Raw genomic sequence first — 26,663 nt, forward strand, 5'->3', positions numbered from 1 at the left:
AGAGGGGAAATGGCCACTCATTTCAAATTAAGAGGTGAATTACAATTGCATACGTATTATGGAGAACTTTGTACAAAGATATATGAAAGTGATAAATCAATTGCGAGTGGAAAAGAATTGGATTTTTATCTTTCTTTTGCAAAAGACAAAAACATGAAAGTGTTAGAGCCAATGTGCGGAAATGGTAGAATGCTAATTCCTTTTATACAAAATGGTGTGAATATAGAAGGATTCGACCTTTCAGAAGACATGCTTAAAGTGTGTAAAGAGAAAGCGGAAAAATTAAACTTAAAACCGGTTGTGTCACTAGGGAGAATAGAAGAATACCATAGTGATAAAAAATATGATCTTATTATGATTCCTATAGGTTCATTTTCACTGTTACCTGATAATTTAGTAGAAATTAGTCTTCAAAATATGAAAAAAAACTTAAAGGAAAATGGAAAATTGCTTCTAACAATTGTACAAGGTGGAAGTGAGACAGAACAAATTCTAGATTGGATAGAGACAAATAGAAAAGAAATTAATAATGAATTAATTGTTGAGTATAGAAAAGTGTCATATGATAAGGCGCAAAAACTTTTGAATATTATACTGAAATATGAAGTCGTTCATGATGAGAAAATTGAAGAAACTGAGATTATGGATTTTCCTATAAGACTATATGATTTAAAAGAGTTTGAAAATATACTTATTGCTAATGGATTTAGTCAAATTGTTGTTCATGAAATAAAAGATGGATATGGTGTAGGGAATTCATTTCATGTATTTGAATGCAATTTATAACAAATCAAAGCGGAGGATTATACTTATATGATTCAATACAAAAGATGTAGTGAAGTAAGTATAGATTTAGTGTATAAAGCTTTTAAGGATGGATTTTCAGATTACATCATTAAAATGGAAGTTTCAAAAGAAGATTTTATAAAAAGATTTTTTGGGCCAGAAGGGAATTCGCTAGAACACTCCTTTCTTGCGTTAGACGGTGACAAATGTATTGGTGTAATACTTGGTGGTATTAAGGTATATGAAAGTATAAAAACAATGCGCTGCGGAACATTAGCGGTTCATCCAGAGTTTCGCGGCATTGGTGTAAGTCAAAAGTTATTTGAGTTACATAAAGAAGAAGCGACACAAAATAAATGTAAGCAACTTTTTCTTGAAGTTATTGTAGGAAACGATCGGGCGATTCATTTTTATAACAAATTAGGTTATGAAAAAGTATATGATCTTTCTTATTATAATTTAAATGATTTAACTGAAATAATGAATAAAGGTAATAAAAATATTGAAGTAAAACAATTAGAATTTCCAACATTTAAAGTTGAAATTCAGAAATGGTTAAACTTCCATATAAATTGGCAAAATGATATTGATTATATCGAAAAAACAAATCATACATTTTACGCTGCATATGTTGATAGTGATATAAAAGGTTCTGTGTGTGTAAATGAACAAGGAAAAATTAGTTTTATTTTTATAGACAAAGACTATAGAAATATTGGTGTTGGGACGAAATTATTACAGGTAGCAAGTGAAGAATTAAAGTTATCAAGTTTATCAATTGGGTTTCCAAACAACAATTTACTGGAAGGGTTTTTAAAGAAAACTGGATTTGAAAAGAATTCTTTAGCACAATATGAAATGTATTTATTGCTATAAAAAGCGGAAGGAATTATTCTTTTCGCTTTTTATTTTGTACTATAAACGTTTTTGCTGTATGTGGGAGGATAAGTAAAAACAACAGAAGTTTTGTTATCTATCTTATTGAGCTAACTGGCACTTTAGTTGAAGAAGGAAAGTATATAGTAAACATAGAATATATTAATACATTAAAAGATTTATGAGGTGAAAGTGATGGCAATTAAGCAAGGTGAAATTAAAGTAGTAGTCGGAGCTGGAGTATTTAATAATAATCCAGGCTGGGTTCAAACCCAAGAAAATGAACTTAACTTACTAGACAATACCACTTGGGAAGAAAGATTTGAATACAATTCCATTTCAGCTATTTTAGCTGAGCATGTATGGGAACATCTTACTTTTGAAGAAGGTGTAAAAGCAGCTGAAATTTGTTATAAATTTTTAAAGCCATCAGGTCATATTCGGTGCGGAGTCCCTGATGCATTTTTCCGAGATGAAACCTACCAAAATATAGTTCAAATAGGCGGACCTGGCCCGAAAGACCACCCAGCTGCAAGCCATAAAATCGTACATAATTATAAAACATTAACGAAAATGTTTGAAATTGCTGGATTTGAGGTAGTTTTACTTGAATATTGTGATGAAAATGGTCAATTTTATTACACAGAATGGGATGCGAATGACGGCGTTATTTTCCGTTCGAAAAGGTATGATTCTAGAAATAGAGGCGATAAACTTGGTTTTCCATCGCTAATTGTTGACGCGATTAAAAGGTAAGTCATTCACCTAAAATAGGTGTTAGTTCTATCAGTTCATGAGTCGCAAATGCGGCTTTTTTTATTTGTTTTGTAAACCTACGTTTTGCAAGGAATTAGACATACATAATAAGTGATTTTGAACGTTACATAACTTGATTTGAATACTATATTAGCTCTTATTAACACCATTTATCTTAAAGGAAATTGCTTTTAAATATTTAATGGAAATATCATATAAATTAAATAAATCAACGTTTTCTCATGTTGAATTTTTTTACGGAAATGTTGAGGTACGCCTATTGTAATAAACACATGGAGAGAATATATAATAAATCAATCAATGTTTAAGATACCATTCACACATTAAATTAATATTTCATTGCCATAGAGATTTCTTTTATACATAAATTCGTGTAAAATAAAACAAGAACATACATTCTACACAAGAGTAGGAGGCAATAAATATGTTAGCTCAAATAGAGAAACAAACTGATGGCTATATTATAAAATTTGAACGCCAATTTCCCAATACAATAGAGGAAGTTTGGTCTGTTTTAACTGAAAACAGCAAGCTTAAAAAATGGATGTCCAATTTACAAATTGAAAACCTTAAAACAGGTGGAATTATAAAGTTCGACATGATGGATGGTTCATTTTTAAATATTGATATTTTAGAGTGCAAACTAAATTCAGTACTTGAATTCACATGGGATAAAGATCGTGTCCGATTTGAAATACATAAAGAGGAAAATGGTTCGCTTTTACTTCTTAAAGAATACATTCATGAATTAACTGACCATACACCGAAAGATATAGCTGGTTGGCATATTTGTTTAGATCTTTTTTCTTCCGTTTTAGAAGGGAAAGAGAAAGAATTTTCCGAAAACGAATGGCGACAATGGTTCGGGAAATATAAGGATAAGATTCAAGAAGTGAGAGGATAATTGTATAATAGGTAATATTCATTATGTAATTATTATATTATAAAAATGATTTTGTGGAAAAATAAGAATAGAGGTTAATATGAAAGTAAATCAATTAATTGTTAATAACATAAATAAACTTGATACTGTTATTCCGTTTAATAAATCACTTGGCATTGCTGGTTTATCTGGGTCTGGAAAAACAACTCTTTGTCAAACAATTGGTGAAGAATCAAAGAAGCGTCTAGTTTCCTTATTGCCAAAGGCTGAATATCAATATTTATTTCCTAATATTATGGAAACTAATTTTAGTGCAATTAAAATGGAAGAAATGCCTTTAGTACTTTTTTTAGGGAAATCATCAATTTCTTCCAATCCGCGTTCGACGATTGGTACTCATACAGGTGTTTTTAAAGAGATTCGTGAAAAATTAGCGGAAGAATTTAATCTTTCTCCTGAAGTCTTTTCATTTAATAATCAATTAGGTTGGTGTGCTGGCTGTAAAGGGCGTGGTACTACTAAAAATATTGAGTGTAAAAAATGTAAGGGGAAACGTTATAGTGAAGAAGTTGAACAACGTACTATTGAGTTGTTTGCTAAATCATATACAATTTCAGATATTAACGATTTAAGTGTTGAATCTATTCTTTCATTAGCAGAAGAATTAACTATTAGCGAAGCAAAACAACATATATTGCAAAATATTATCAATATGAACATTGGTTATTTAACATTAAATCGAATTATGGGTACGTTGTCAGGTGGAGAATTAACACGACTTTACTTAGCTGAATTCATGGCAGTAAGTGAAAATGCTGTAATTATTATTGATGAGATTTCAGTTGGACTTGATCATGAAACATTATTACAAATATTAGAAGAGATCAAGCAATTAGGGTGTAAAAACCAAATTTGGCTCATTGATCATTCAGATACAGTACTGGATACAACAGATGAGCAATTGTTCTTCGGACCTGGTAGTGGAAAATATGGTGGGAAAATCGTAAAAGAATCACCAAGGCCAAAGCCAATACTATCGGAACGAAATTACGAAATGCCAACAAGATATTATACATTCCATGAATTATATTGCCGAAATATCCAAATGACTGAGTTTCAGATTCCTAAAAATAGACTTGTAACTGTTACGGGAGAGTCTGGATGCGGGAAATCTACACTTGTCAATGAGTGTTTAGCTAAAGATTTCTTGAAACGATATCCAAAAGATAAACTAGTTATGGTAGGGCAAGATCGAAACCAATCGATTACAAGTCGGTCAACTGTAGCAACTTTCCTAGATATTAAAAAGAAACTGACAAAGTATAGTGAAGAAATTGATGATATTTTTGAGCGCTCAATTGAGGATATTATTGATGAAATTCCAAACGAAGATATTGCGTATAAACGCTTGAGCCTACTAATCAAATTAGGACTGGGCTATTTAACATTAGAACGAAAAACACAAACATTATCAACGGGTGAGTTTCAATGTGTTCATTTAGTTTCTGAGTTATTTGCAAAAACAAGAAATCCACATACATTGTTTATTTTTGATGAGCCTTCAAAAGGTTTATCGCAAAATATTTTAAATCAATTTATAGATAGTGTTAGAGGGATATTACAAGATGAATCAGTCTCTATCATAATGATTGAGCATAACAGTTACATGCTAGAAAGTTCTGATTATATTGTCGATTTTGGAAAAAGACAGCTTGAATCTATAGAGCATCTTGATGTAGTAAGTCATGATGATTATTATCGTCAAAAGAGCAGTGTGAATGATGCTGAGCAAATACATATTTCTTCAACACTGAATCAACAAAATGGAATTAATTACTTAGAAGAAAATCATATTGATTATTTTAAAAATGCAGAAAACATCTATAAAGGTGGCATATTAAAAAGCTTATCATCAATGGCTCGTTTAATTTACGGTGAATATGAATCTGATACAATTGCACCTGTTGTTGCTATTGATCTTGAAAGACATTTATATAGTCAATATAGTTTCTTATATGAAATTGGTGGATTGATCAATCATATTGTAGCTACTCATCCGACTAATAAAGATACGAGGAGCTTCGATTTCTATTCTCAGGATAATCATTGCCCATCATGTTCGGGACGTCTTCAAATTGAAGTTTTTGATAAAGAAATTACAATTCAAGATAAAAATGTTCCATTTTGGGATGGTCTATTTGATCCGGAAATCATGAAAGTATTAAAATTTTATCAATATGAAAAAATTGAATTTCTATTTAAAGAAATTAAAAATGAGCTTGGTCATGATTTGTCAAAGAGCTATAATGATATGTCTGAGGAAGAAAAACATACATTTTGGTACGGCTATTTTGATAAGTCCTTCTATGATAAGAAAGGTAAGACACGTAGAACATGGGTAGGATTTAATACAATTATTGGCGGATATATTGTTATTTCAAAAGCAGCTATTAAAGAAGATATTAAGACTTCTAAAGAAATGATGACATGTCCAATTTGTGAGGGAACTGTGTTAAATCACCAAAAACCACTTAAATTTGGAGATACAGATATTCGTGAAATTATTAATCAGCCGCTTAATGAAATAATAAAAATTGTAGGAGATTTACCTGTACTCATCAAATTGAAAACTATCGTAGGTGACAATATGATTATGACAGAAGATGTCTCTTTACTGCCTAGGAAAACACAAGTCGCACTGAAAATGTTTGAATTAGAACAGGCAAGCTTTTCAAACTATGAAATGGTGTTACAAAATGTTTTACCATTCTGGGGCGAAATTAAAGGTAATATCGAATCAATCAGCAATAATAATAAGGTGACTATTTGTGATTTCCAAAATATCAATGAAACAAGAGAAACTATCATAGATAAGTATTTCACAAATGGAAAATATAAAAAATTAACATATGTGTATGAAGCATTTGGTTATAAAAAATTAGTTACCCAAATTAATAAAATAAAAAAAAGCAACCCATGTCCATTCTGTAACGGAAAAAAAGTTATAACCGAAGATAATCTACATGATGGTGTGTTTAAATTAACAATTCCATGTATAATTTGTAATGCAAGTGGTATTAATGATGAAGGGCTAAAAGAAATTGTTGAGGGCGTGGATGTACAAACATGGTTAACTGGAAAAGTTAGTGATGTAGTGGATGAGAGTTTATTAACAGAAACTGTTGTGCAAATACCAATTTTTAATCGCATTCGCGAATTGGATAAGCGAGATATGATGGCGGTTTATGAATGTTTGGAGATTAATAAGTAAAATTTTATTAGTTTATGTGTTATTAAAACCACTAACTCAATTAATATTAAGCGTGTATTCTTAATGGTGAATGTAATAGCACAGTATGATTATTATGAAATAATGAAAGAAGATCCAACTTCTTAATGTAAAAATTAAGAAGTTGGATTTTTTAGTGTTTTTATGTCTCACATACAATATTTCTCACTTTAGAAAGAAGTAAAAGAGTCAGGGGGATTGAAAACTAAAAGGGATAAACGATTGATATATTATGTAATTATTATATTATAAAAGTGACGATTAGAGATAAATAAAGGTAATGAATGCTAATTGGTGTTTATAAACTTTTTTGTTTTATTGTCTGATTTTTTAAATTTAACAGAAATATATACTTGAATGAAGTATATATTTCTGTTAAATTTATCCTATGGACAAAACAAGTTTAATTAAAGGTCATTTAGAAATGTGTGTGTTATCTATTTTGTCGAAAAAGAAAAGCTATGGTTATGAAATTATGAAAGAACTTGAAGTACACAATTTAAAATTGAAAGGAGTAGGAAGTATTTACCCTATTTTAACTAAGTTAAAAAATCAAGAGTGGGTAAATACTTATCAAGAAGTAACAGACAGTGGTAAAGTTAGAATCTATTATGAAATTAATGAAAACGGGAAAATACGTCTTGAGAAAAAAATTAATGAGTGGTTAGAATTGCAATCTGATATTCAAACATTATTAAAAAGTGGTTTGAAAGGAGACCTTCTGAAATGAGGAATGAATTAAACGGTAAAGAAAAGCAATTTTTAACTGACGTACTTAAGGAATTAAAGCAATACGATATCAGCTTAGAAGAAAGGGAAAATATTAAGCAACAAATATTAGAGCATATTCAAGAATGTTGTGAAAATGGAGAGGATAGTATAAATGACCTAGGTACGCCTCAATTATTTGTTCAAGATTTTTTAGAAATAAGTGAAATTGACCTACAAGTTAAAATGAGACAACTTCAAAATGAAAAGAGAAATTCGAGCACATTTATCTTAGGTGGCATATTCATCGCAGTTATTACTTACCTCATCTCACAAACTACACTTTCACTATTTTTAACTGAATCATTTAACGGAACTAATAGAAAAAATACATTTAATTATAATCTTTTATATCGTATAGCAGAGAATCAATGGTGGAATTCTATATTAATAATGATTAGTTTTACGCTCTCTGCAGTAGTATTTATTAGCTTAGTAAGTTATAAAAAAAGAAAGTTATCTAAAGTATAATGAAGAAAACCATGTATAAAGTATTTCTAATTTGTATTCTTTGTAATGTATTAATGTTTTGTATCGTACATCCAAAAGTTTACGCTCAGCAAAATATTAAAGTTACATTAGATAAATATATTGAAAAATTTATAAAGGAACAGAACATTCCTGGAGCTTCCGTTGCAATTGTACATAATAAAGATGTATTCTTCACAAAAACATGGGGGATTACTGGGGAGTCTGAAAAAAAGGTAACTAGTAAAACCCCATTTGCGATTGGCTCAATAAGTAAATCTTTAACAGCTTTAGCTATAGTCAAGTTAATAGAAGATAAAAAAATAAAATTAGAGGATTCAGTTCAACAACATCTTCCTTCGTTTAAACTAAAAGATACACAATCAACTTCAAATATAACAATCCAACATCTACTAACTCATACAAGTGGAATAAACACATATGAAGGCTTAGCATTATCAGATAAACAATTAAAGAGTTCTAAAGCATTAAAGGAAAATGTAATGAAACTTTCAAAAGTAAAATCAAATGCTCCACCAGGGGAAAAGTATCAATATAGTAATGCAAATTATATGATACTTGGTGCCCTTATTGAGGCAGTCACAAATGAAACATATTCTTCATATATAGAAAAGCATGTTTTTCAGCCTTTAAAAATGAATGGCGCAGCGGCAAATAAAGAAAGTGCATATGAAAAAGGCTATTTAACAGGTTATCAATCTTGGTTTGGTATACCTAGAAAAAGTGTAGTGTCCTATGATAATGCTGGGGCACCGTATGGTTATATTACCGCGAATTTGGAAGATATGATTCAATTTATAATGTTTTTGAATCACCAAGACCACACTCAATTTTTAAAGAAAGAAAGCATGGATCTTTATCTATCACCGCTTTATAAAATAAATTCAGAAAAAAGTTATGGGTTTGGATTAAGAACAACAAATATAAATGAAAGCGAAACGATGGTTTGGCATTCAGGATCAACGTCTGATGCTCGTGCAGAAATGTTTACTTTAAATAAAAGTGGCTGGGCTGGCGTGATATTAACGAATAAAAATCATGTATTAGAAGAAACAGCATTAACGGTATTGAAAAAGGGGATTATTAGTATTTTGAATGGGGAAAAAACTGGTGATATCCCTAAAAACATACCATTCACACAGATTGTTATGTCGATAGTCACACTCTCACTTATTTTTACATCAATTATGTTAGTGAAAAAGTATAAACGTAAGAAAACTTGTAAAAAACTAACTTGGCTGTTCGTTGGGAGTATATTTCTACTATTATCTATTATTTTAATCCAACTTCTTATTTATTGCACAAATTCACCGTGGCATACGATTAAATTGTTTGCAGCAGATGTAGCTTTACTCACTAGTATTACAGTAATTTTATTAGCTGTGAACGGACTAATATCAATATTTATAGCCTTGAGGAGAAAGAAAGTATAAGGGTAAATAATTGAAGAAATATAATTTAAGTTGTTAAAAATAGTTGACTCTCACACAATGTCAATATTTAAGATAAAGTTGAGTTTCGAAGTAGATGTAAATCCCAAAATCTAAAAATTACATTCCTTTTAAGGGTTGCAACAGACCAGAAATTAAATTTAGTAGACATGCAAAACTAAATAGTGGTGTTTCATAATGTTTTAATGATTTGGAGGGGGAATTTTGATAGATATTAATAGAGACGTAAGAACATCTGGCGCGTATGTTCTTTATAATAATCTATTTATTTTTCAAGTTGGTCCAACAAGAAAAGGCGATAGATTAGGTGTAGTAAGGCTGGGAGGCCATAAAGAAAACAATGAGACAGCAGTAGAAACCGCTAAAAGAGAAGTGAAAGAAGAAGCTGCTATTGATATTACTATATTGAGTTCACCAAGTACATACTACAAAGAGAATTGGAATGCACAATCAAAGAAAATAAAAGTAGAAAATGAAGTCGCTCCAATATTAATTATTGATAGTCCATATGAAACTTTATCTATTATGTATATTGCACATTCAGAAAATGAGCCAAATCCATCTTCTGAAACAAATGGACTATTATTACTTTCAGTAAGTGATATTAGGCTAATTTGTAGAAAGGAAATAACACTAAACGATTATATTAAGCAAGGTGGAATGGCTATATTGAAAGAAAAAGTGGATAAAGAGTTAATCTTACAACCTTTTCCTCAACTTTTATTTTTAGCAGAACTTTCAAAAAAGGATCCTGTATTACTTCAGCAGTTTCTAAATTAGCAACAAAAGCCACCTTAATAAGGGGCTTTTGTTTTAAATAATTTAATGGTATGTGTATCCTCCATCAGGAAACAATACATTGCCTGTAGTAAAGCCATTTTGCATTAAATACAGGACAGTATGTGCAATTTCATCATTATGCCCAGGTCTCTGTACAATAGAAAGAGATTTATAAGCTTCATAAGCAGCTAGTCTATTTTCGTTTTGTTCATTTTCCCTTCGTATCGTTCCAGGAGAAACAACATTAACTCTAATTGGAGCTAATTCAACAGCTAAAGCTTTCCCTAAGCTTTCAATAGCGCCATTACAAGCTCCATAAGCAGGTGCACCTTTAAGTGGTCTTTGACTAAATGCACCGGACATTAACACAATAGATCCAGAATTAGAAAGAACAGGAATGGCATATTTTACGGCATAATATTGAGGCCAAAACTTTCCGATAAAGCTGCTTTCGGCGATATCATCCGTAGCAGTTATTGGTCCAAGTGTGTAAGAGGCTCCTGGTGTGAATAAATGATCAAAATTCCCAACTTTCTTGAAAAAATCTTGTAACTGGTTTTTATCTTGGTTATCCAATACATAAGTTTGAAGATGGTTGTTATTTATTACTTCTCGAGCAAGCATTAATTTTTCTTCCGAGCGTCCTGCAATAATAACATGTGCACCTTGTTCAATTGCTTGTTTTGCTGTTGCTAATCCAATACCAGAACTCCCGCCAATGATAACGATATGTTTATTTTTTAATACAGTAATAGACATGATTAAACATCTCCCTTAATATAAGATTTAAAATAAGTTGTGTTAATTTTATTATTCGTTAAAAAATTACTACTGAAAAGTACGCACTTTATATGTACTTAGTCGCGAATTTCGTACTAATCGCTTATTGTACGGATACATAATATAAAAAATTACTGGGGGGAGTGGTGAGGAAAATGAATTTAGAGGAACCGAAATTAAAAGGGGTAATAGCAACATTACAAATAATCGGGGGTAAATGGAAGCCACTCATTTTATTTATATTATTAACAGATGGAACGAAACGGTTTGGTGAATTAAAGCGATTAATACCAGACATTTCTCAAGGAACATTAGCGAAGCAGCTTCGTGAACTAGAGCACGATCAACTAATAAAACGCGAGATTTATCAAGAAATACCACCTAAAGTGGAATATAGCTTAACTGAACATGGAAAAACAGTCAGTATTGTTTTGGATAGTATGTGTGGTTGGGGAAGAGGACATTTAGAATATATCGATAAAAATAAAATATAATATTATTATGTAAACTTTATGTGGTATGTAGAAATAGTATTAATAATTTATATTTCATAATATATAATACTATTAAAGGCTATTATACATATAATCCTCCAACTGAGGTAGGAGGGATGAAATACCATACTGTTCGAAGTAACTAGTTGTTCGGGGCTGAAAAAATGCGTATCAGATATAAAAGGAGATTTACGAAAGTATTAACTTTGAGTCTATTTCAATGATCATCATAAACATTTAATACATTTTAGCAAAGGGGAAATAATAAAATGAATGAATTAGAGTACAAAAACTTTTATGATAAAGTGGGAAGTGAAAACGGCTGGGATTTTAGTAAGCTAAAATGTGAGACTGTAGGAGACACTTGGGACTTTTATAGTGAAGTGAAAGAAAAATGTAAACCATCACATATTCTACTTGATGTTGGCACAGGTGGAGGAGAAAATGTATTAAAAATAGCATCTTCAGCTGCATCACTGATTGGGATAGATAATTCTAATGGAATGATTAAAACAGCACATTCTAATTTGAATAAAGCAGGTGTACAAAACGTTGAATTTCTTCAAATGGATTCTGAAGCTTTAACGTTTCCGCATGCTTATTTTGATATTGCTTCAAGTTGTCATGCGCCGTTTGTAGCATCTGAATTGGCAAAAGTAATAAAAAAAGGTGCTTTTTTCTTAACACAACAAGTTAGTGAACATGATAAATTAAATTTAAAAGAAGCATTTGGAAGAGGGCAATGTTTAGGTGAAAGAGATGGTACTTTAAAAGAAAAATATGTGAGTGAACTGACTAATTCAGGATTTGAACTCGCCCAAGTACGTGAATATGATGTTACTGATTATTACAGTACGCCTGAAGATCTCATTTTCTTATTAAAACATACTCCTATTATTCCTAGATTCGGAGAAGTGGAGGAGGATTTTAATATTTTACAAAAGTTCATTGACACTAATAGTTCTAAAAAAGGTATTCGTACGAATTCGAAAAGGTTTATGATTATTGCTGTTAAATCATAAGGTATTTTAGTGTAAAAGCTGCTTTTCGTTTAAGGAAAGGCAGCTTTTTTGTAGGGAAAAAATGCAGGGAAAACTTGAAAATAATAGAAATAAGTATAGTATAAATCTAAAAATCGAAATATTAAGGATGTTTGTTGTGAAACGGTACTATGGATATATATGAGGAGTTACCATCTAATATAATATTACTCCGTGCTACAGTACCAGAAATTTGGGATGAATATAGAAGGAAGGCAGCGAGTATTTTTAGTGAGAGAACAAGAGCGACAGTAAAACTAATCCCAAATTCGACCCATCTGTTATATTGGGATTATCCAAAAGTTATAGTAGAAGAAATAAGAAAACATTGGTAAAGTCAAATATAACTTAAAAAGGTTGATTCTTGTAATCTATAAGAATCAACCTTTTTGAAGCGTATGTAATAAAAAATAACGTATAGAGTAAGTAAGTTGTTTGTTTAGAGTGTTATTTTTTAGCCGGTGTATTTCCCATTGCGATAGAAATTCTATTCCAACTATTAATTTGATTAATAATCAAGACAAGGTCGATATATTGTTTTTCGTCATAATGTTCACATACTCGTTTATATAGGGAATCAGGAACTCTTTTAGTAGGAATAAGTGTAATATGCTCAGCTAGTTCAATAGCGACCTTTTCCTTTGCTGTATAAAAAGTACATTCATCCCAAGTACTTAAGCAATAAATTCTTTGTTCAGTCTCTCCCATTTTTCGCGCATCAGATGTATGTAAATCTATGCAGTAAGCACAGCCATTGATTTGAGAAACTCTAATTTTAATAAGCTCTCTAGTCGTTCGATTAATCGTTGATTGTTTTGTGTACTTTTCCATGTCCATCATAATTTTCATAGCATCAGGTGCAGCATCATAGTAAGAAATTCTTTGAGTCACAATACAACACTCCTTTTAGCTTTAGATATTATTCATTATATCTTGATGTGGTCGTTCATACCAATTATTTGTACTAAAACGCAAACTGCTTGAAGTTAAGATTTTATTGCATTAGCCGATAATGTTAACTTAACTGTTCTAATACAAAAGTAGTAGTTTGTTAATTAAAGTTTCAATCTCCAGATGGATTTTTCCTGTTAGTTTTTGAAATACAATACTAATAGAAATAATGAATTTGGAGGTTTATTATAATGATTACACACATTTCAGATATAAAACTACAAACTGTTTCTATAGAAGGAGTAAAACAAGTATACGGAGATATATTATCTTTTCCAATAAAAAAAGAAACAGCATCATTTATTCAATTTGAAGTAACGCCATACACAACAATTAGTTTTCAGGAAGTGTATGAACCAATTGCACCTGCGCATTTCGCTTTTGAGATTCCATATTCAAAATTTCATGAAACAGCAAGATGGCTTGAAGGATCTGGATTACTCATTGTGAAATGGAAAGATGGAAATACAATTGGTGAGGAGAACGGTCTATTCAATTTATACTTTAAAGACGGAGATGGGAATCTTCTCGAAATTATCGCACATAGTTATGTTAAAGAGGATGTATTAGTCCTCCATTCACCGTTAAACATTTTATACGTAAGGGAAATTGGTCTTCCGGTTAAAAGTGTACCTGTATTTACAGAATGGTTGAAATCAAATCTAGATATGAAAACGATGGAAGATGGGGATATTTTCAACTTTGTTATTGGTGGCACTGCATATATTGTTGCGACTTGGTGGCAGAGGCCCTGGATTCCAATTGCGATGAAAGCTTTACCACCGAAAGTACATGTTTCTTTCGGAACATCTGATCAAGCATTTTTAGAACGAATCCAAAATAAATTTAAGAAAAATAGTGTTCCATTTGAAAGTAAACATAATGAAGTATTATTTATACAACATGGGTATAAATTTTCAATCTTGCATACACCGGAGTTTCATTCAGATACTCCTAGAAAATTAAACTTACCACTTTCTATATAATTATAGGAGGTGGTAGGTTTTTTGCATTTACATGAAGAAGGGTTTCAGCATAATTACACTGAATTTATAGAGGAGTATAAGGCGTTATCCTAATTTACTGTAAGGAGAGAAATGAATTGAATTTGGGAAATCCGATAGCAAAAGGAAATACTGCTGAAATTTACCTTTGTAATAATAAAGTTGTGAAATTATTTAAAGAATACCTTCCTAATACAGAATCTCTATATGAAGCACAAAAACAGAAGTATGCATATTCACGTGGTTTACACGTTCCTAAAGTGTTTGAAGTTACAGAGATACAAGGTAGACAAGCGATTATTATGGAATATGTAAAAGGGAAAAGTATTGGTGAGCTTCTGCTAAATAATTTAAGTGAAGCGGAGCATTACATAAGTATGTGTGTTAATGAACAACAAAAGATTCATGCTATTTCTGTAAGATCGGATGAAATAGAACAGATGGAAGAGAGACTTTATCGTCAAATTCAATCTGTTCAAAATCTAGATGAGAAACAAAAGAAGAATATATTGAGCAAAATGGATTCAATCGTGTTTGAACCAAGATTATGTCATGGTGATTTTCATCCGTTTAATTTAATTATGAGTAATGATTATGTGAAAGCTATAGATTGGGTTGATGCTAGTTTAGGTGATATTCGAGCAGATGTGTTTCGAACATACTTGTTGTACTCACAATCTTCTGGAGAATTAGCTGAAATGTATTTACATATATATTGCAGGAATACCCGAATATCAAGAAATGAGATTTTTCAATGGGCACCTATTATTATTGCGGCTAGAATATCTGAAAATGTATCTGCTACAAACATTGAATATTTGAATGATCTGGTAGCACAGTATTGTAATTAAAGAAAAACTTTCGCCATTTTAATTTTTAAATTAAATACGTTCTAGCAATACAAACCGATGAGTAAAGGTATTGAGATTTACAATCAGATATTAAATTTGCAAAGGAGGAATCCATTTTATGAAATCTTTTGAATCGATTTCAGGGGAACCTGAATGGGAGGAATCTGCTCCCGCGCTACAAATTTCGAAGCTGTATAAACAATTCGGCGAGTTTATTGCAGTCAATCATATTGATTTAACTGTTCCGAGGGGATCTTTTTATGGAGTTGTTGGCCCTAATGGGGCAGGAAAAACTACTTCGTTGTCGATGGCTGTTGGTTTATTACGACCAGATGGCGGGAACGCTAAAGTTTTGGGGTTGATGTTTGGGGAAATCCGACACAAGCAAAGACATTGATCGGGGTATTACCAGATGGATTGGCCTTGCCGGAAAGACTTACTGGTCGCGAATTATTAACATATATGGGCCTGTTAAGGGGAATGAGTGCCAAAGAAGTTAATCGACGAACAGAAGAATTACTTACAATACTAGAATTGAATAATGCTGAAGGAACGCTAGTTATCAATTATTCTACTGGCATGCGTAAAAAAATTGGTCTTGCACTTGCACTCCTCCATGCACCGAAATTACTCATTCTCGATGAACCATTTGAGGCGGTAGATCCTATTTCTGCAACTACAATTAAAAAGATTTTACAGAAATTTGTTAGTTCTGGTGGTTCAGTAGTATTTTCAAGTCACGTCATGGCGTTAGTTGAACAACTTTGTGATCACGTTGCAATTATTTCCAAAGGAAAAGTGGTTTCTTCAGGAACAATGGAAGATGTTTGCGGTGATGAAACGCTCGAAGACATTTTCGTTCAGCTAGTAGGCATTCCTGCTGTTAAAGGAGGAGAACTATCTTGGTTAGTGTTTTGATTCGAATGAAGTTATCAATCCTAAAAAATTCAATGAATAGTGGTAAAGTAGTTCTTTTAACTATTACAGGAATAGTTGGTTTATTGATTGCAATTGGAACCATTGTGCTCTTTTCTTTTTATCCTACAGAACATAACGTTTCAAAAAGTATCCTATATGTGGTATTCGCTCTGTGGACAGTAGGGTGGATTTTGGGCCCGCTTCTTTCTGGGGGAGATGGAATGTTACGTCCTGAATATTTCGCGCTGCTTCCACTCACTTCATTTAAACTTGCTAGGGCGTTACTCGTTGTAGCTTTTATAGGATTAGGACCACTTGTTAGTCTTGTAGCCTACGTAGGATTATTAATTTACGCAGCTAGGGTTAGCTTATATGCAACTATAGTTGCAGTTCCAGCAATTATTTTACAGTTAATATTTGTGGTGCTGTTATCAAAAGTAGTAGCTAGTATTATTGGTGAGACGATGAAATCAAGAATAGGTATGGAATTGGGAGCAATGCTCTTTGGTTTCATCATTGCGTTTTTAAATGTAGGCTGGTATGCACTTCCTGCTATTAATGGGGAAACACTAAACGAACCTACATTTCTTTACATGTTTCCGTCTAGTTGGGCGATACTTGCTGTAGAGTTTGCTATTCAATCCAATTGGTTATTAGCTTTTGTTTTTTTAATTGTTTTAACAATATTATGCGGACTGCTTTTATTTATATGGACGACATTACTGATGAAAAATACAGTGAAGGATACTAAGAAAATCCAAGTTACGATTACTACTAATAAACATAGAAAAGCTCTACGAATCTTTTCAGAAACGAAAATTGGAGCAATAATTACTAAAGAATTAAAAAGTTGGGCAAGAGATCCACAACGAGGCCGTTTCCTCCGGATGGGTATTTGGATAGGAGTGTTTTATGGTATTTTAGTTACAAGCGCTCATATATCGTATTTAATGCCTTGGGCAGGGGTAATTATGATTGTTTTCACAAGTATGTTTGCCTGCAATATATATGGGTTTGATGGGAGTGCATTATGGTTAACATTAACGACGCCTGGCGCAGAACGGATTGATGTGTGTGGTCGTCAATTTGCTTGGTTGATAGCTATTGGCCCGATTGCAATTTTAACAACAATTATTTTCACTATTTATAGCGGACTTACTTTCGTTTATCCTTGGGTATTTGCAATAATTCCGGCATTACTCGGTGGAGCTGCAGGTCTTATTATGATGTTTTCTGTATTTAACTTAATCCCAATAACTGATCCTCATCGTCGCGGAAAAGGAACCGTTATCTCAGGTGATGATATGAGTGCCAGTAAAATGTTTATAACAACATGGTTAATGATGGTGATGGTATTAGCAACAGCTATACCCGCTTTGTTAGTTGTATGGATTGGGACATTACTACATATAGAGCTCTTACAATGGCTAGGTGTACTGACTGGTATTTGTACAGGAGTGTTTTTAGCTTGGGGGCTTGGTCGAATTGCTTACTTAAAACTTGAAAAAAGTGGCCCTGAGTTGCTATTTGCAATGAAAAGTGGCATGAAAATATTGCGTGATGATAACAAAAAGAAAAATAACAGAATAGCGGCTGAATTACCTAAGAAAAAACTTGCTGTTGTTGTTCTGTTAGGATTTATGGGGATCTTTTTTTTGATTCATCAAAGTATAATACCGTTAATTTTTGAGATATTTAGTGTAGATGAAAAAGTTCGTCTTTTCTTTCTGCCTCGCTACCTGCCACATATTGTTCGTATTCCTATAATCATTATATTTGCTGTAGTAGGTATAGCATCTTTGTATAAAGCTATTTTAATTAAGAAAAGACATGGGAAGGAAAATCAATTTATAAAAGAGGAAATATAGAATTTTTCTAAAAAATTAGTAATTACAGAATTTACGCTGCTTTCATCCCACGCAGGACTTTAGTCCGTCTTTAGACGTGGGATGAAAGCAGCGTTTCTGCATAGCAAAACATGGTATACGTTATTTATAGTCATGCAAAAGACGTAAAAACATTTGAGAACCAACAATCTGTACGGTATGGTCACAGTACCGTAGCCCACGAACCTAAACGGTCTGTTGTGGGAGTGGTAATGGCACATTGCAACCTTGTACGTCAGCGATACCAGAAATGGACTTCGCCTTTGGCAGCAAGAATCCCACTGACATTAGTCAGCTGACCCCTTTAGGGGTGGGAGTGTCAAGTGATGTTAATGAAAGAATGATTATTTTCGATCTTCATTCTATAAAGATTCATTATCCGTACTTCTTCCTCAGTTAATTCTTCTTTATCCCAATACATATGCATTAAGTTATATTCGAATATCTCTTTTAATTTAGTAAACAATGGTATCTGGTCTAGCATCTCTTTAGGTAAATCATTTTCCTCTTTGTATCCTTCAACTATTGCTTTTGTAATAGAACTCTCATAGTCAACTATGTTACCATTCCCCACGAATGAATATTCTATCGCACTATAGATTGGAACCGCTAAATCGAATATATAAAAATGTTTCTCACAGTCTTGAAAATCAATCATTGTTAAATTTGAATTATTTTCGACTAATATGTTTTCTAACCATAAATCTCCGTGAATTAAGCCATAATTTGAAGGATTCTTTGGCAGTTCCTTTATAGAAGCTAAAACGTCAAATGCAATTTCTCTTATAGTAGTTTCTTCTTTAGGGATATAGTTAAGAAAATTATACTCTTCATTTTCATACCAGTCGTTTATATGATTTACCGGTTGAATTCTTTCAAAGTCTTTAGATATACGATGTAATTTTCCAATTTGTTGACCAAGCTTTTTAAATACATTAGAATTCCAGTCGTTTCTTGGTAAATGTATACCAGGAGCAGCTTTATATAATACAGCAAATACTTCTTTGTCTAATGTAATTTTCTCTACTAAATTCCCCCTTAAAGAAGGTATGATTGGAGGGACGCCTAAGCCTTTTTGATATAAAAAGTTCGTATATGTAACTTCTTCTAACTGCTCTTCATATGTTTTATAGTTTGTAATTCTAATGAAGTAGGTACCTTGTGCCGTGAGACATTGATACATTTCATTTGTTATTGGTGTCATTTCAATAAAATCCAATGGATATAGTTTATTAATTAGTTTAAGTATCTCTTTTTCTATATTATTCATTTTAACTTCCTTTCCAAACATAAATTTTTCACTCACAAAACTACTAGTTCCTTAACTTACAAATTTCGTGTTTTATTTGGTAGAATCCTTTAAAAAAGATTTATCCCATGAACGCCCGATTAGTATGGGATAATAATTAGTGGGGAGGAGCAAACCCCCACTGATTAAAGTTTCACTTTATTGGAAAGTTAAGTAAATGTATGGCAAAATGAGATAGCTGAAAAAATATGAAATGATTAGTTACATATGATAATTAAAGGTTCTAGAGGGTGGTTAATGTTATAAATCACAAGAAATATCAAAAGAAAGAATTGGATACTTCTTATAATTATTAGTGAGGAGGGAGATAAATGAATGAACATATACAGCTAATGATTGAATGGATTGAGGGCAATTTAAAAAAGAAGTTTTCATTAGATAAATTATCTAATTATATGGGATATTCTCCTTACTTCTGTTCGTTTAAATTTCATCAAGTAACAGGGATAAGTATTAGACGATATATTCTTCTTAGAAGATTGTATTTATCAACGGAAGATTTGACGAATGATAGAAAGATAATTGATATCGCATTTGATTACGGTTACTCTTCGCAAGAGGCTTATAGTAGAGCATTTAAAACTGTTTTTGGTATAACCCCAGGAAAATTCCAACTTAACAAAATACCGGTTCAATCATTTATTAAACTCTCAATCAATGATGGCAAGGAGTGGGATAGAATGAATTTTTCTAGAAAAATTGAAGTTGATCAGTTACGAAATGTGAAGAGTGAGCTGTTTGATAAAGATGTACTAAACATATTAAATGGTCAATTTATGTATGAAGAATTTAAAAGTGAAAAACTAATGGGGGAGTCTGATTACGCTCCATTTAATGAAGCTATGTGTGTAAATGCGACTACTGCACAGATTTTTGATGATGAGTTTATTAAAACAAGGGCAGAAGGGCACCAAGGTACTGTAGAAAATTATATGAAAAAGGTTATTCATCCTTTAGAGAATCTTTTTAAGAAAGAGTATAAATGTATTGTTTTATGGTTCGGTGAAGATATGTTTTGCCAAATGAATCTACTTACAGTACTTTCTTACCTTGAACAGTCTGGTTATAAGGGCAAAGTATATTTAAATAGCTTCAGAGAGGATGAATTTAAAGTTAGTCAAATTGAACTTGAATTAGGGAACTATTTTTCTGTTTACAATGAAGTTCTAGTAAATCATAAAAAGCCATCTCATGAGGTACTACCTGTAATGTATCAGGCGATAGATTTATATTTAGAAATGCTAAAAGAAAATAATGTAGTAGTAAAGTATATCTCCAAAAATAAAGGTTTACCAACACAAGAGTTATTAAAAAGGTTGTTTAATCTTTTTCCAACAATAGGATATGGGGACCTACAATATATAGAGCTTATTAATAAAACGAGATGAAAATTGAAACTAATTAGAAGAGAATACAGTAAAAAAGATGCACCTAAAAGTATAGGTGCATCTTTTTTACTTATATTTGTTCAAGTAAATTTAATTCTTCTTCTACAAATGCCATTAATTCTTTTATTGTCTCACTAGAAAAATCAAAACGAATTCCAGCTGCTTCATATACCTCTGGTAAGGATTCAGAGCTACCTAGAGATAATGCTTTTTTATAATTTTGTAGTGCTTGTTTAGTATTCTCTTTATATTGTTTATACATATGCAATGCACCAAGTTGCGCGATTGCATATTCGATATAATAGAATGGTATTTCGAATATGTGTAGTACGGGTAACCAGCCAGTTGCTATCCAGTCTTCATAACCTTCAATATTTACCACATTCGATTGGTAAGTGTTATGTAATTCTAAATATTTTTCATTTCTTTCTTTAGCAGTATGATTTGGATTTTCATACATCCAATGTTGGAATTGATCAACGATAATCATTTGTGGTAAATACTTAACAATATCTTTAAAGAAATCTAATTTTGCTTTTATAAATTCTTCTGTATTCTCATAAAATGTATCCCAATACTCCATCGAAAATAATTCCATTGTCATGCTGGCTAGCTCAGCTGATTCTGAAGGGATTTCTAAATATTTTTGTAGCTCTAGCTGCTTCATACATTCATTATGAATACTATGGCCCATTTCATGGAGGAAAGTAGTAACATCATAATGTGTATGATTGAGATTCATAAAAATAAAAGATAATTGAGAACCAGGTAAGTGTTCGCAAAATCCTCCAGGTGCTTTTCCTTTACGACTTTCTAAATCTAAGCAATCATTTTTATGCATACGGCTCAATAATGCAGAAAATTCTGGGTCTAGTTTTTCTAAAATATGAGAACTTTTTTCGATTAAATCACTTTCGTCTTCAATGGGTTTTAATACTTTTTGATTTGGTGCGGCTGCTTTTAGATCCCATGGACGAAGTGTATCTACTTGAAGTTCAGCTTTTTTCTCATTAAATATATTATCAATAAGTGGTACAACGTATTTACGAACAGATTCAGCAAGTTCATAGCAATCATCAGCCGTATAATCAGAGCGTTCATATTTTTTAAACATATAATCACGATAATTATCTAGTTGAATGTTTTTTGCTTTTTGATGACGTATTTCAATCAATTTATTTAAGATGTTTTGGAGATCTTTTTCAACAGACAAAAACTGTTCTGAGATAAGTCTTTTTGCTTTTTTACGTATATTTCGATTAGGATCTTGTAAATATGATTGTAATTCAGTTATCGTTTTTTCTTCGCCATCCCATATCGCAGTTAAACTCCCTGTGATTTCGAAGTATTCGGTTACTAATTTGTCTTCTTTCACTTCTAAATCAATGTTCTTTTCACAAAATAATGTTTTTGCATTTTTTATTTTTTTATCTAGTATGCTATAAGTTTTTGGATCAAGTAGCATTCGAAATGGTGATTCTAAATATTTATTATCAAATGAATTTTGATAACGTTTCAAAAGAGGCCTTACATATTGTTGATCAAATGCAAACCTATCTTTTATTTCTTTGTTATCGGTATTACATTGAAAAGCAATATAGTGTAATCTTAATTGTTCTTCGATTTTCCATATTAATTTCGACTGTATTTTCAACCAATTTTCTAAATCTTCTTCTGAAGAAATAGGTTTACTTAATAAAGTAGACAATTCGTTTTCTAGCTCATGTATATTACGGATATCGATCGTATTAGAGTTCTGCATTATTTACCCCTCACTTTTTATTTACTCAAGGAGGTATTCTTCTTTTTCGCTATAATTCCTTTTTTGCCTAGAAAATTTGTACCTATTACTCCAAGAACAATCATAAGTGTACCGACAATATGATAGTGGGCAATTTGCTCGTGTAAGAATACAACACCTGCGATAATGGTAATAAGTGTAGATAAGTTGCTAAAAACACTTATTTTTGCTGCTTCAATATAAGATAATGAATAGTTTAATAACAATGCTGTCAGTAAGGAAGATAGTAATCCTAAATATAAAATGGAGATAAGGAATGTTCCATTTGTAAATGGCTTAAAGTATACAGTTATTGTACCTTTGTTCATATGGTCAATGATCGCGATGACATTAAAACTAATAAAACCGATTGCTGTCATTGTGTATGTTAAATCCATTAGCTTGAATTTCTTTGTCATTTTTCGAGCTAATACATTGTAGCAAGCAGATGATAATGCCGATAATAAAATGAGAATAACGCCGATGAAGTTCGTTTCATGAGCTCCTATACCATTCATGATAAATATATATATGACACCGACGACAGAAATAAATACAGATGTTTTTTGCCATGTATTCGTATACTCTTTTAAAAAATAGGAAGCGAGTATCATTGTAAATATAGGAATAGCTGCTTGTATAATTCCAGCTTCAGAAGAACTTGTATATACTAATCCAAATGCTTGGAAAGCAAAGAATAGCGCTGGATAAAATATTGCGAGTGGTAAAAGTGCAAGTATGTTTTTGAATGAAATATTTAACTTTACAAAACCGAAAATAACCGGAATGGTTGCTGCCATGAAGGCAACTGTAAAACGGTGAGCCAGAGTATCAAGAGGACTCGTAATGGTTAGTGCTAGTTTCACAAACATAAATGAAAATCCAATAATAAATGAATAGAGTAATGCTGATATATATGCTTTTGTTGTATTTTTCATAATTTCACCTCATAGTAGTTAATTTCTTACTGGCCAGTATACGTACATAGTAATCCTTCTGATCTAGTGCTACAATGTGAACAAATACAAACTGTACCGGTACAAAAAATATAGGAGGTGTAATGATGTATAAGTATTTACATGTTTTGAACGATCTAGAAAGTATGATTCAAAATGGTGAGATAAAAGAAGGGAAGAAATTACCGTCTATACGTGCACTTGTTACGCAATACGAATGTAATAAGGCGACAATTATACGGGCGCTTCACGAATTAGAAAAACGCCATATTATTTATTCTGTACCTCAAAGTGGATACTACGTTGTTAAAAAATCTGGAAGTTACATAGAGAATAACGAGATAATTGATTTCGCTTCTTCAGCACCAGATCCCGATGTTTTTCCATACTTGGATTTTCAACATTGTATTAATAAAGCGATTGATACATATAAAAATGATTTGTTTATATACGGAACACCGAAAGGATTACCATCTTTAATTTCGGTTGTTCAAAAACAATTAGCAAACTATCAAGTTTTCACGAAGGAAGATAATATATTTATAACGTCAGGTGTGCAGCAAGCACTTGCTATATTAACTTCTATACCATTTCCGAATGAAAACGAAACGATACTAATTGAGCAGCCAAGTTATCATTTATATATTGAATATGTAGAAATAAATAAGATCCCTGTGATCGGAATAAAGCGTACACATGAAGGGATAGATTTAAATGAACTAGAGAAGATATTCCGAACAGAAAAAATTAAATTCTTTTATACAATACCAAGGTTTCACCATCCACTTGGAACGTCGTATTCTAAAAAAGAGAGAGAAAAGATTATTCAACTTGCGAGGAAATATAATGTATTTATAGTGGAAGATGATTATTTAGCAGATTTAGAGACTGATTCAAAAGCAGATCCTTTTTACAGTCAAGATAATTGTAACCATGTTATATATTTGAAAAGTTACTCAAAGATTATTTTTCCAGGTTTACGAGTTGGAGTTGCAGTCATTCCGCCATCCATCGCAAATGATTTCCATAAATATAAAAAGATATTAGATATTGATAGTCCGATGATTTCTCAAGCTGCTTTAGAAATTTATATAAAGAGCGGAATGTTTGAACGCCATAAAAGTAAAATTAAATATTCATACTACAATAGATCAATAAAACTAGCAGAAATATTAGAAAAAATGCAAAATGAAAACCCATCTTTGTTTACATATAATAAGCAAAATACATTGGGAATACACACTTGTTTAGAAATGCAAAAAAACATAGTGACGGAAATACTTATAAAAAAATTAAGTGAAAATCAAATAAGTATTGATTCTATTGATAGAAATTATTTAAATGATTTTCATAAAGAAAGGTTGTTGAAGTTAAACGTATCGAATGTAAAGGAAGATAAGATTGAAGAAGGTATTCGCAAAGTAATTGAGGAAGTAAAACAATTGGGACGTCTAGATTTTCAATTTAAAAAAGAATAATACGTATAAGGAGGTTTGTTATGAAACGAAAAATAATAGCCTTGTTTGTATGTATTACTATAGTTATTGGAGCACTTGTAATTATTATAAATAATAAAGAAAGTGACAAATGTATAGCAGTTGCTATGTATTCGAGAGGTGTTATAGTGGATCATAACAACGAACCTATATCTAATGTGAAAATTTATGAAGATTCCATTAAAAGTAAAGAGCGTGCTATTTCAAATCTACAAGGTGAATTTGAAATTATCAATGGCGTGTGTGGTAAAATTACGTTACAATTTGTTACTCCTGATGGAGAAATCTATACGAAAAAATATGATAGTGAGCATATACCAAAAATAATTAAACTTAGTGATAAAAATGAAGGAGAATCACATGAAACCATTACAAGGTAAAGTAGCAGTTGTGGCCGGAGCAACAAGAGGTGCTGGAAGAGGAATCGCGATGATGCTTGGTGAAGCGGGTGCAACTGTATATGTAACAGGAAGAAGTACTAAAGGGAATTTATCCTGTATGGGAAGAACTGAAACGATTGAAGAAACGGCAGAGCTTGTTACAAAGCATGGCGGAATCGGAATCGCAGTTCGTGTTGACCATACAATAGAAGAAGATATTAAAGCATTATTTACAAAGGTTCAAGAAGAACAAAATGGACAGCTTGATATTTTAGTAAATGATGTTTGGGGCGGCGATCCTTTAACGGAATGGGAGAAACCTTTCTGGGAACACAACTTACATAACGGACTACTCATGCAACAAAGAGCTGTTCATTCTCATATAATGACAAGTCATTACGGTGTACCCTTAATGGTAAATAATAAAAAGGGACTTGTAATTGAAATTACAGATGGTGTCGACTATCAATACAGAGGAAATTTATACTATAGTTTAGCAAAAATCTCAACAATTCATTTAGCAGAAGCAATGGCGAAAGATTTAGAACAACACAATATAACAGCAGTTGCAGTTAGTCCAGGATTCCTTCGTTCAGAAGCGATGTTAGATATATTTGGTGTAACAGAGGAGAATTGGCGAGACGGAGTAAAACAAGATCCTCATTTTATTGCATCAGAAACTCCTTTCTTTGTTGGAAGAGCAGTAGCAGTTTTAGCAAGCGATCCAAATGTTCATGAAAAAATGGGAAGAGCGCTAAGCTCATGGGAATTAGGAAGGGAGTATGGATTTACAGATATGGATGGAAGACGACCAGATTGGGGGAAATACTTCGAAGAGAATGTTTCAAATCAAGATTAATATTTTTTAAGAGCACTCATTTGTAGGAGTGCTCTTTTTTATTTAAGAATTATAGATTTTTATAAAAATGTTGGTAAATAATTCCTGTTAAATGGTATCCTTTAAGTATAGTTTATATATTTTATATGGGGGGAAGTGTATGGCAGTTCTTGTAGTAGAAAATTTATATCAAATGTCTTTATTACTAATGCTTTTATGCTCATTTTTCTTTTATAGATATTTAAAGAATATAAAACGTGAGAGAAAGCTGACTATTTTTGAATTTACGATGTATATTATTACTCTATTTACGATTTATACTTGGGCATTCACTTCTATTATTAAATTTTTGTCTAAATCATAATTCGTATAGAAACGCTCTATTATAAAGTAGTTTCTTTTACCTTCTAGGAATATAAATATAGTCTGTGTCTAAATCAATTACAATATCACTTAAAATCTGTCTCTTATACACATCTGACGCTGCCGACGA

The 26,663-nt window shown here is 31.7% G+C and carries 26 protein-coding genes and 1 pseudogene; 22 read left to right on the forward strand and 5 right to left on the reverse strand.

The genetic code is table 11. From position 1 onward, the window contains the following. Positions 1 to 45: 45 nt before the first annotated feature. The 9 genes from JDS80_RS24265 to JDS80_RS24305 all read left to right on the forward strand — a co-directional run bounded on the left by JDS80_RS24265 (position 46) and on the right by JDS80_RS24305 (position 10,099). Positions 46 to 786 (forward strand): class I SAM-dependent methyltransferase, encoded by a 741-nt coding sequence (locus JDS80_RS24265; protein WP_098889121.1) that lies wholly within the window; start codon positions 46 to 48, stop codon positions 784 to 786. 27 nt (positions 787 to 813) lie between these two features. Further along, positions 814 to 1,662, forward strand: a complete 849-nt coding sequence (locus JDS80_RS24270) for a GNAT family N-acetyltransferase (protein WP_071745975.1) — start codon at positions 814 to 816, stop codon at positions 1,660 to 1,662. 195 nt (positions 1,663 to 1,857) lie between these two features. After that, positions 1,858 to 2,418 (forward strand): class I SAM-dependent methyltransferase, encoded by a 561-nt coding sequence (locus JDS80_RS24275; protein WP_071745976.1) that lies wholly within the window; start codon positions 1,858 to 1,860, stop codon positions 2,416 to 2,418. A gap of 445 nt (positions 2,419 to 2,863) precedes the next feature. Then, positions 2,864 to 3,343 (forward strand): SRPBCC family protein, encoded by a 480-nt coding sequence (locus JDS80_RS24280; RefSeq protein WP_199640160.1) that lies wholly within the window; start codon positions 2,864 to 2,866, stop codon positions 3,341 to 3,343. 79 nt (positions 3,344 to 3,422) lie between these two features. Then, complete coding sequence (locus tag JDS80_RS24285; protein ID WP_199640161.1) at positions 3,423 to 6,593, forward strand: ATP-binding cassette domain-containing protein; 3,171 nt, start codon at positions 3,423 to 3,425, stop codon at positions 6,591 to 6,593. Between the two features lie 442 nt (positions 6,594 to 7,035). Continuing rightward, the gene (locus tag JDS80_RS24290; RefSeq protein ID WP_002192887.1) at positions 7,036 to 7,341 is read left to right on the forward strand and encodes a PadR family transcriptional regulator; all 306 of its coding nucleotides are present in this window, start codon (positions 7,036 to 7,038) and stop codon (positions 7,339 to 7,341) included. Beyond that, a complete protein-coding gene (locus JDS80_RS24295; protein ID WP_071745979.1) occupies positions 7,338 to 7,850 on the forward strand; it encodes a DUF1129 domain-containing protein in 513 nt (170 codons plus the stop codon). Before JDS80_RS24290 ends, JDS80_RS24295 begins: the two co-directional genes overlap by 4 nt. Next, positions 7,850 to 9,301: a serine hydrolase domain-containing protein gene (locus tag JDS80_RS24300; protein ID WP_199640162.1), complete on the forward strand. Its 1,452-nt coding sequence runs from the start codon at positions 7,850 to 7,852 to the stop codon at positions 9,299 to 9,301. Before JDS80_RS24295 ends, JDS80_RS24300 begins: the two co-directional genes overlap by 1 nt. Positions 9,302 to 9,523: 222 nt before the next feature. Next, a complete protein-coding gene (locus JDS80_RS24305; protein WP_071745981.1) occupies positions 9,524 to 10,099 on the forward strand; it encodes an NUDIX hydrolase in 576 nt (191 codons plus the stop codon). Positions 10,100 to 10,141: 42 nt separating this feature from the next. Here the strand turns inward: JDS80_RS24305 and JDS80_RS24310 are convergent, their stop codons facing one another. Continuing rightward, on the reverse strand, positions 10,142 to 10,858 hold the full coding sequence (locus tag JDS80_RS24310) for an SDR family oxidoreductase (RefSeq protein WP_071745982.1): 717 nt from the start codon (positions 10,856 to 10,858) through the stop codon (positions 10,142 to 10,144). A 176-nt stretch (positions 10,859 to 11,034) separates the two neighbouring features. Here JDS80_RS24310 and JDS80_RS24315 point away from each other — a divergent pair, with 176 nt between their 5' ends. The 3 genes and pseudogenes from JDS80_RS24315 to JDS80_RS24325 form a co-directional block, all read left to right on the forward strand. After that, on the forward strand, positions 11,035 to 11,373 hold the full coding sequence (locus JDS80_RS24315; protein WP_199640171.1) for a winged helix-turn-helix transcriptional regulator: 339 nt from the start codon (positions 11,035 to 11,037) through the stop codon (positions 11,371 to 11,373). Between the two features lie 269 nt (positions 11,374 to 11,642). Continuing rightward, positions 11,643 to 12,395: a class I SAM-dependent methyltransferase gene (locus JDS80_RS24320; RefSeq protein ID WP_071745984.1), complete on the forward strand. Its 753-nt coding sequence runs from the start codon at positions 11,643 to 11,645 to the stop codon at positions 12,393 to 12,395. A gap of 146 nt (positions 12,396 to 12,541) precedes the next feature. Next, positions 12,542 to 12,748 (forward strand): annotated as a pseudogene (locus JDS80_RS24325) (alpha/beta hydrolase); the annotation flags it as partial. A gap of 112 nt (positions 12,749 to 12,860) precedes the next feature. On the opposite strand, the gene JDS80_RS24330 reads toward JDS80_RS24325, so the two are convergent. Continuing rightward, positions 12,861 to 13,304 carry a carboxymuconolactone decarboxylase family protein gene (locus tag JDS80_RS24330; RefSeq protein WP_071745985.1) on the reverse strand — a complete coding sequence of 148 codons (444 nt, stop codon included), beginning with the start codon at positions 13,302 to 13,304 and terminating at the stop codon, positions 12,861 to 12,863. A 251-nt stretch (positions 13,305 to 13,555) separates the two neighbouring features. Between JDS80_RS24330 and JDS80_RS24335 the strand changes: the two genes are divergently transcribed. From JDS80_RS24335 to JDS80_RS24350, 5 genes are all read left to right on the forward strand, one after another. After that, a complete protein-coding gene (locus JDS80_RS24335; RefSeq protein ID WP_071745986.1) occupies positions 13,556 to 14,350 on the forward strand; it encodes a VOC family protein in 795 nt (264 codons plus the stop codon). Positions 14,351 to 14,466: 116 nt separating this feature from the next. Further along, on the forward strand, positions 14,467 to 15,219 hold the full coding sequence (locus tag JDS80_RS24340) for an aminoglycoside phosphotransferase family protein (RefSeq protein WP_071745987.1): 753 nt from the start codon (positions 14,467 to 14,469) through the stop codon (positions 15,217 to 15,219). A gap of 118 nt (positions 15,220 to 15,337) precedes the next feature. After that, the gene (locus JDS80_RS31965; RefSeq protein WP_274605845.1) at positions 15,338 to 15,616 is read left to right on the forward strand and encodes an ATP-binding cassette domain-containing protein; all 279 of its coding nucleotides are present in this window, start codon (positions 15,338 to 15,340) and stop codon (positions 15,614 to 15,616) included. After that, entirely contained in the window at positions 15,613 to 16,137 is a 525-nt protein-coding gene (locus JDS80_RS24345) for an ATP-binding cassette domain-containing protein (RefSeq protein ID WP_274605846.1), read from the forward strand. The genes JDS80_RS31965 and JDS80_RS24345 overlap by 4 nt, the downstream gene beginning before the upstream one ends. Further along, on the forward strand, positions 16,122 to 18,005 hold the full coding sequence (locus JDS80_RS24350; RefSeq protein WP_199640163.1) for a hypothetical protein: 1,884 nt from the start codon (positions 16,122 to 16,124) through the stop codon (positions 18,003 to 18,005). Before JDS80_RS24345 ends, JDS80_RS24350 begins: the two co-directional genes overlap by 16 nt. A gap of 337 nt (positions 18,006 to 18,342) precedes the next feature. Here the strand turns inward: JDS80_RS24350 and JDS80_RS24355 are convergent, their stop codons facing one another. Beyond that, on the reverse strand, positions 18,343 to 19,314 hold the full coding sequence (locus JDS80_RS24355) for a phosphotransferase enzyme family protein (protein WP_071746270.1): 972 nt from the start codon (positions 19,312 to 19,314) through the stop codon (positions 18,343 to 18,345). A gap of 329 nt (positions 19,315 to 19,643) precedes the next feature. On the opposite strand from JDS80_RS24355, the gene JDS80_RS24360 reads away from it, so the two are divergent. Beyond that, positions 19,644 to 20,720, forward strand: coding sequence for a helix-turn-helix domain-containing protein (locus tag JDS80_RS24360; protein WP_071772565.1), 1,077 nt, complete (start codon positions 19,644 to 19,646; stop codon positions 20,718 to 20,720). A 70-nt stretch (positions 20,721 to 20,790) separates the two neighbouring features. Here JDS80_RS24360 and JDS80_RS24365 read toward each other — a convergent pair whose 3' ends face one another. Together JDS80_RS24365 and JDS80_RS24370 are read right to left on the reverse strand one after the other, a co-directional pair. Beyond that, complete coding sequence (locus JDS80_RS24365; RefSeq protein ID WP_199640164.1) at positions 20,791 to 22,482, reverse strand: M3 family oligoendopeptidase; 1,692 nt, start codon at positions 22,480 to 22,482, stop codon at positions 20,791 to 20,793. Positions 22,483 to 22,499: 17 nt separating this feature from the next. Continuing rightward, positions 22,500 to 23,438, reverse strand: coding sequence for a DMT family transporter (locus JDS80_RS24370; RefSeq protein WP_199640165.1), 939 nt, complete (start codon positions 23,436 to 23,438; stop codon positions 22,500 to 22,502). 125 nt (positions 23,439 to 23,563) lie between these two features. Here JDS80_RS24370 and JDS80_RS24375 point away from each other — a divergent pair, with 125 nt between their 5' ends. From JDS80_RS24375 to JDS80_RS24390, 4 genes are all read left to right on the forward strand, one after another. Next, the gene (locus JDS80_RS24375) at positions 23,564 to 24,934 is read left to right on the forward strand and encodes an aminotransferase-like domain-containing protein (RefSeq protein ID WP_199640166.1); all 1,371 of its coding nucleotides are present in this window, start codon (positions 23,564 to 23,566) and stop codon (positions 24,932 to 24,934) included. Positions 24,935 to 24,954: 20 nt separating this feature from the next. Continuing rightward, entirely contained in the window at positions 24,955 to 25,332 is a 378-nt protein-coding gene (locus JDS80_RS24380) for a carboxypeptidase regulatory-like domain-containing protein (protein ID WP_199640167.1), read from the forward strand. After that, positions 25,313 to 26,191 carry an SDR family oxidoreductase gene (locus JDS80_RS24385; protein ID WP_199640168.1) on the forward strand — a complete coding sequence of 293 codons (879 nt, stop codon included), beginning with the start codon at positions 25,313 to 25,315 and terminating at the stop codon, positions 26,189 to 26,191. The genes JDS80_RS24380 and JDS80_RS24385 overlap by 20 nt, the downstream gene beginning before the upstream one ends. Before the next feature lie 139 nt (positions 26,192 to 26,330). Continuing rightward, the gene (locus tag JDS80_RS24390; protein ID WP_071745995.1) at positions 26,331 to 26,534 is read left to right on the forward strand and encodes a hypothetical protein; all 204 of its coding nucleotides are present in this window, start codon (positions 26,331 to 26,333) and stop codon (positions 26,532 to 26,534) included. Positions 26,535 to 26,663: the final 129 nt, after the last annotated feature.

It is taken from the genome of Bacillus cereus group sp. N8, from assembly GCF_016483685.1.
Taxonomy (GTDB): domain Bacteria; phylum Bacillota; class Bacilli; order Bacillales; family Bacillaceae_G; genus Bacillus_A; species Bacillus_A proteolyticus.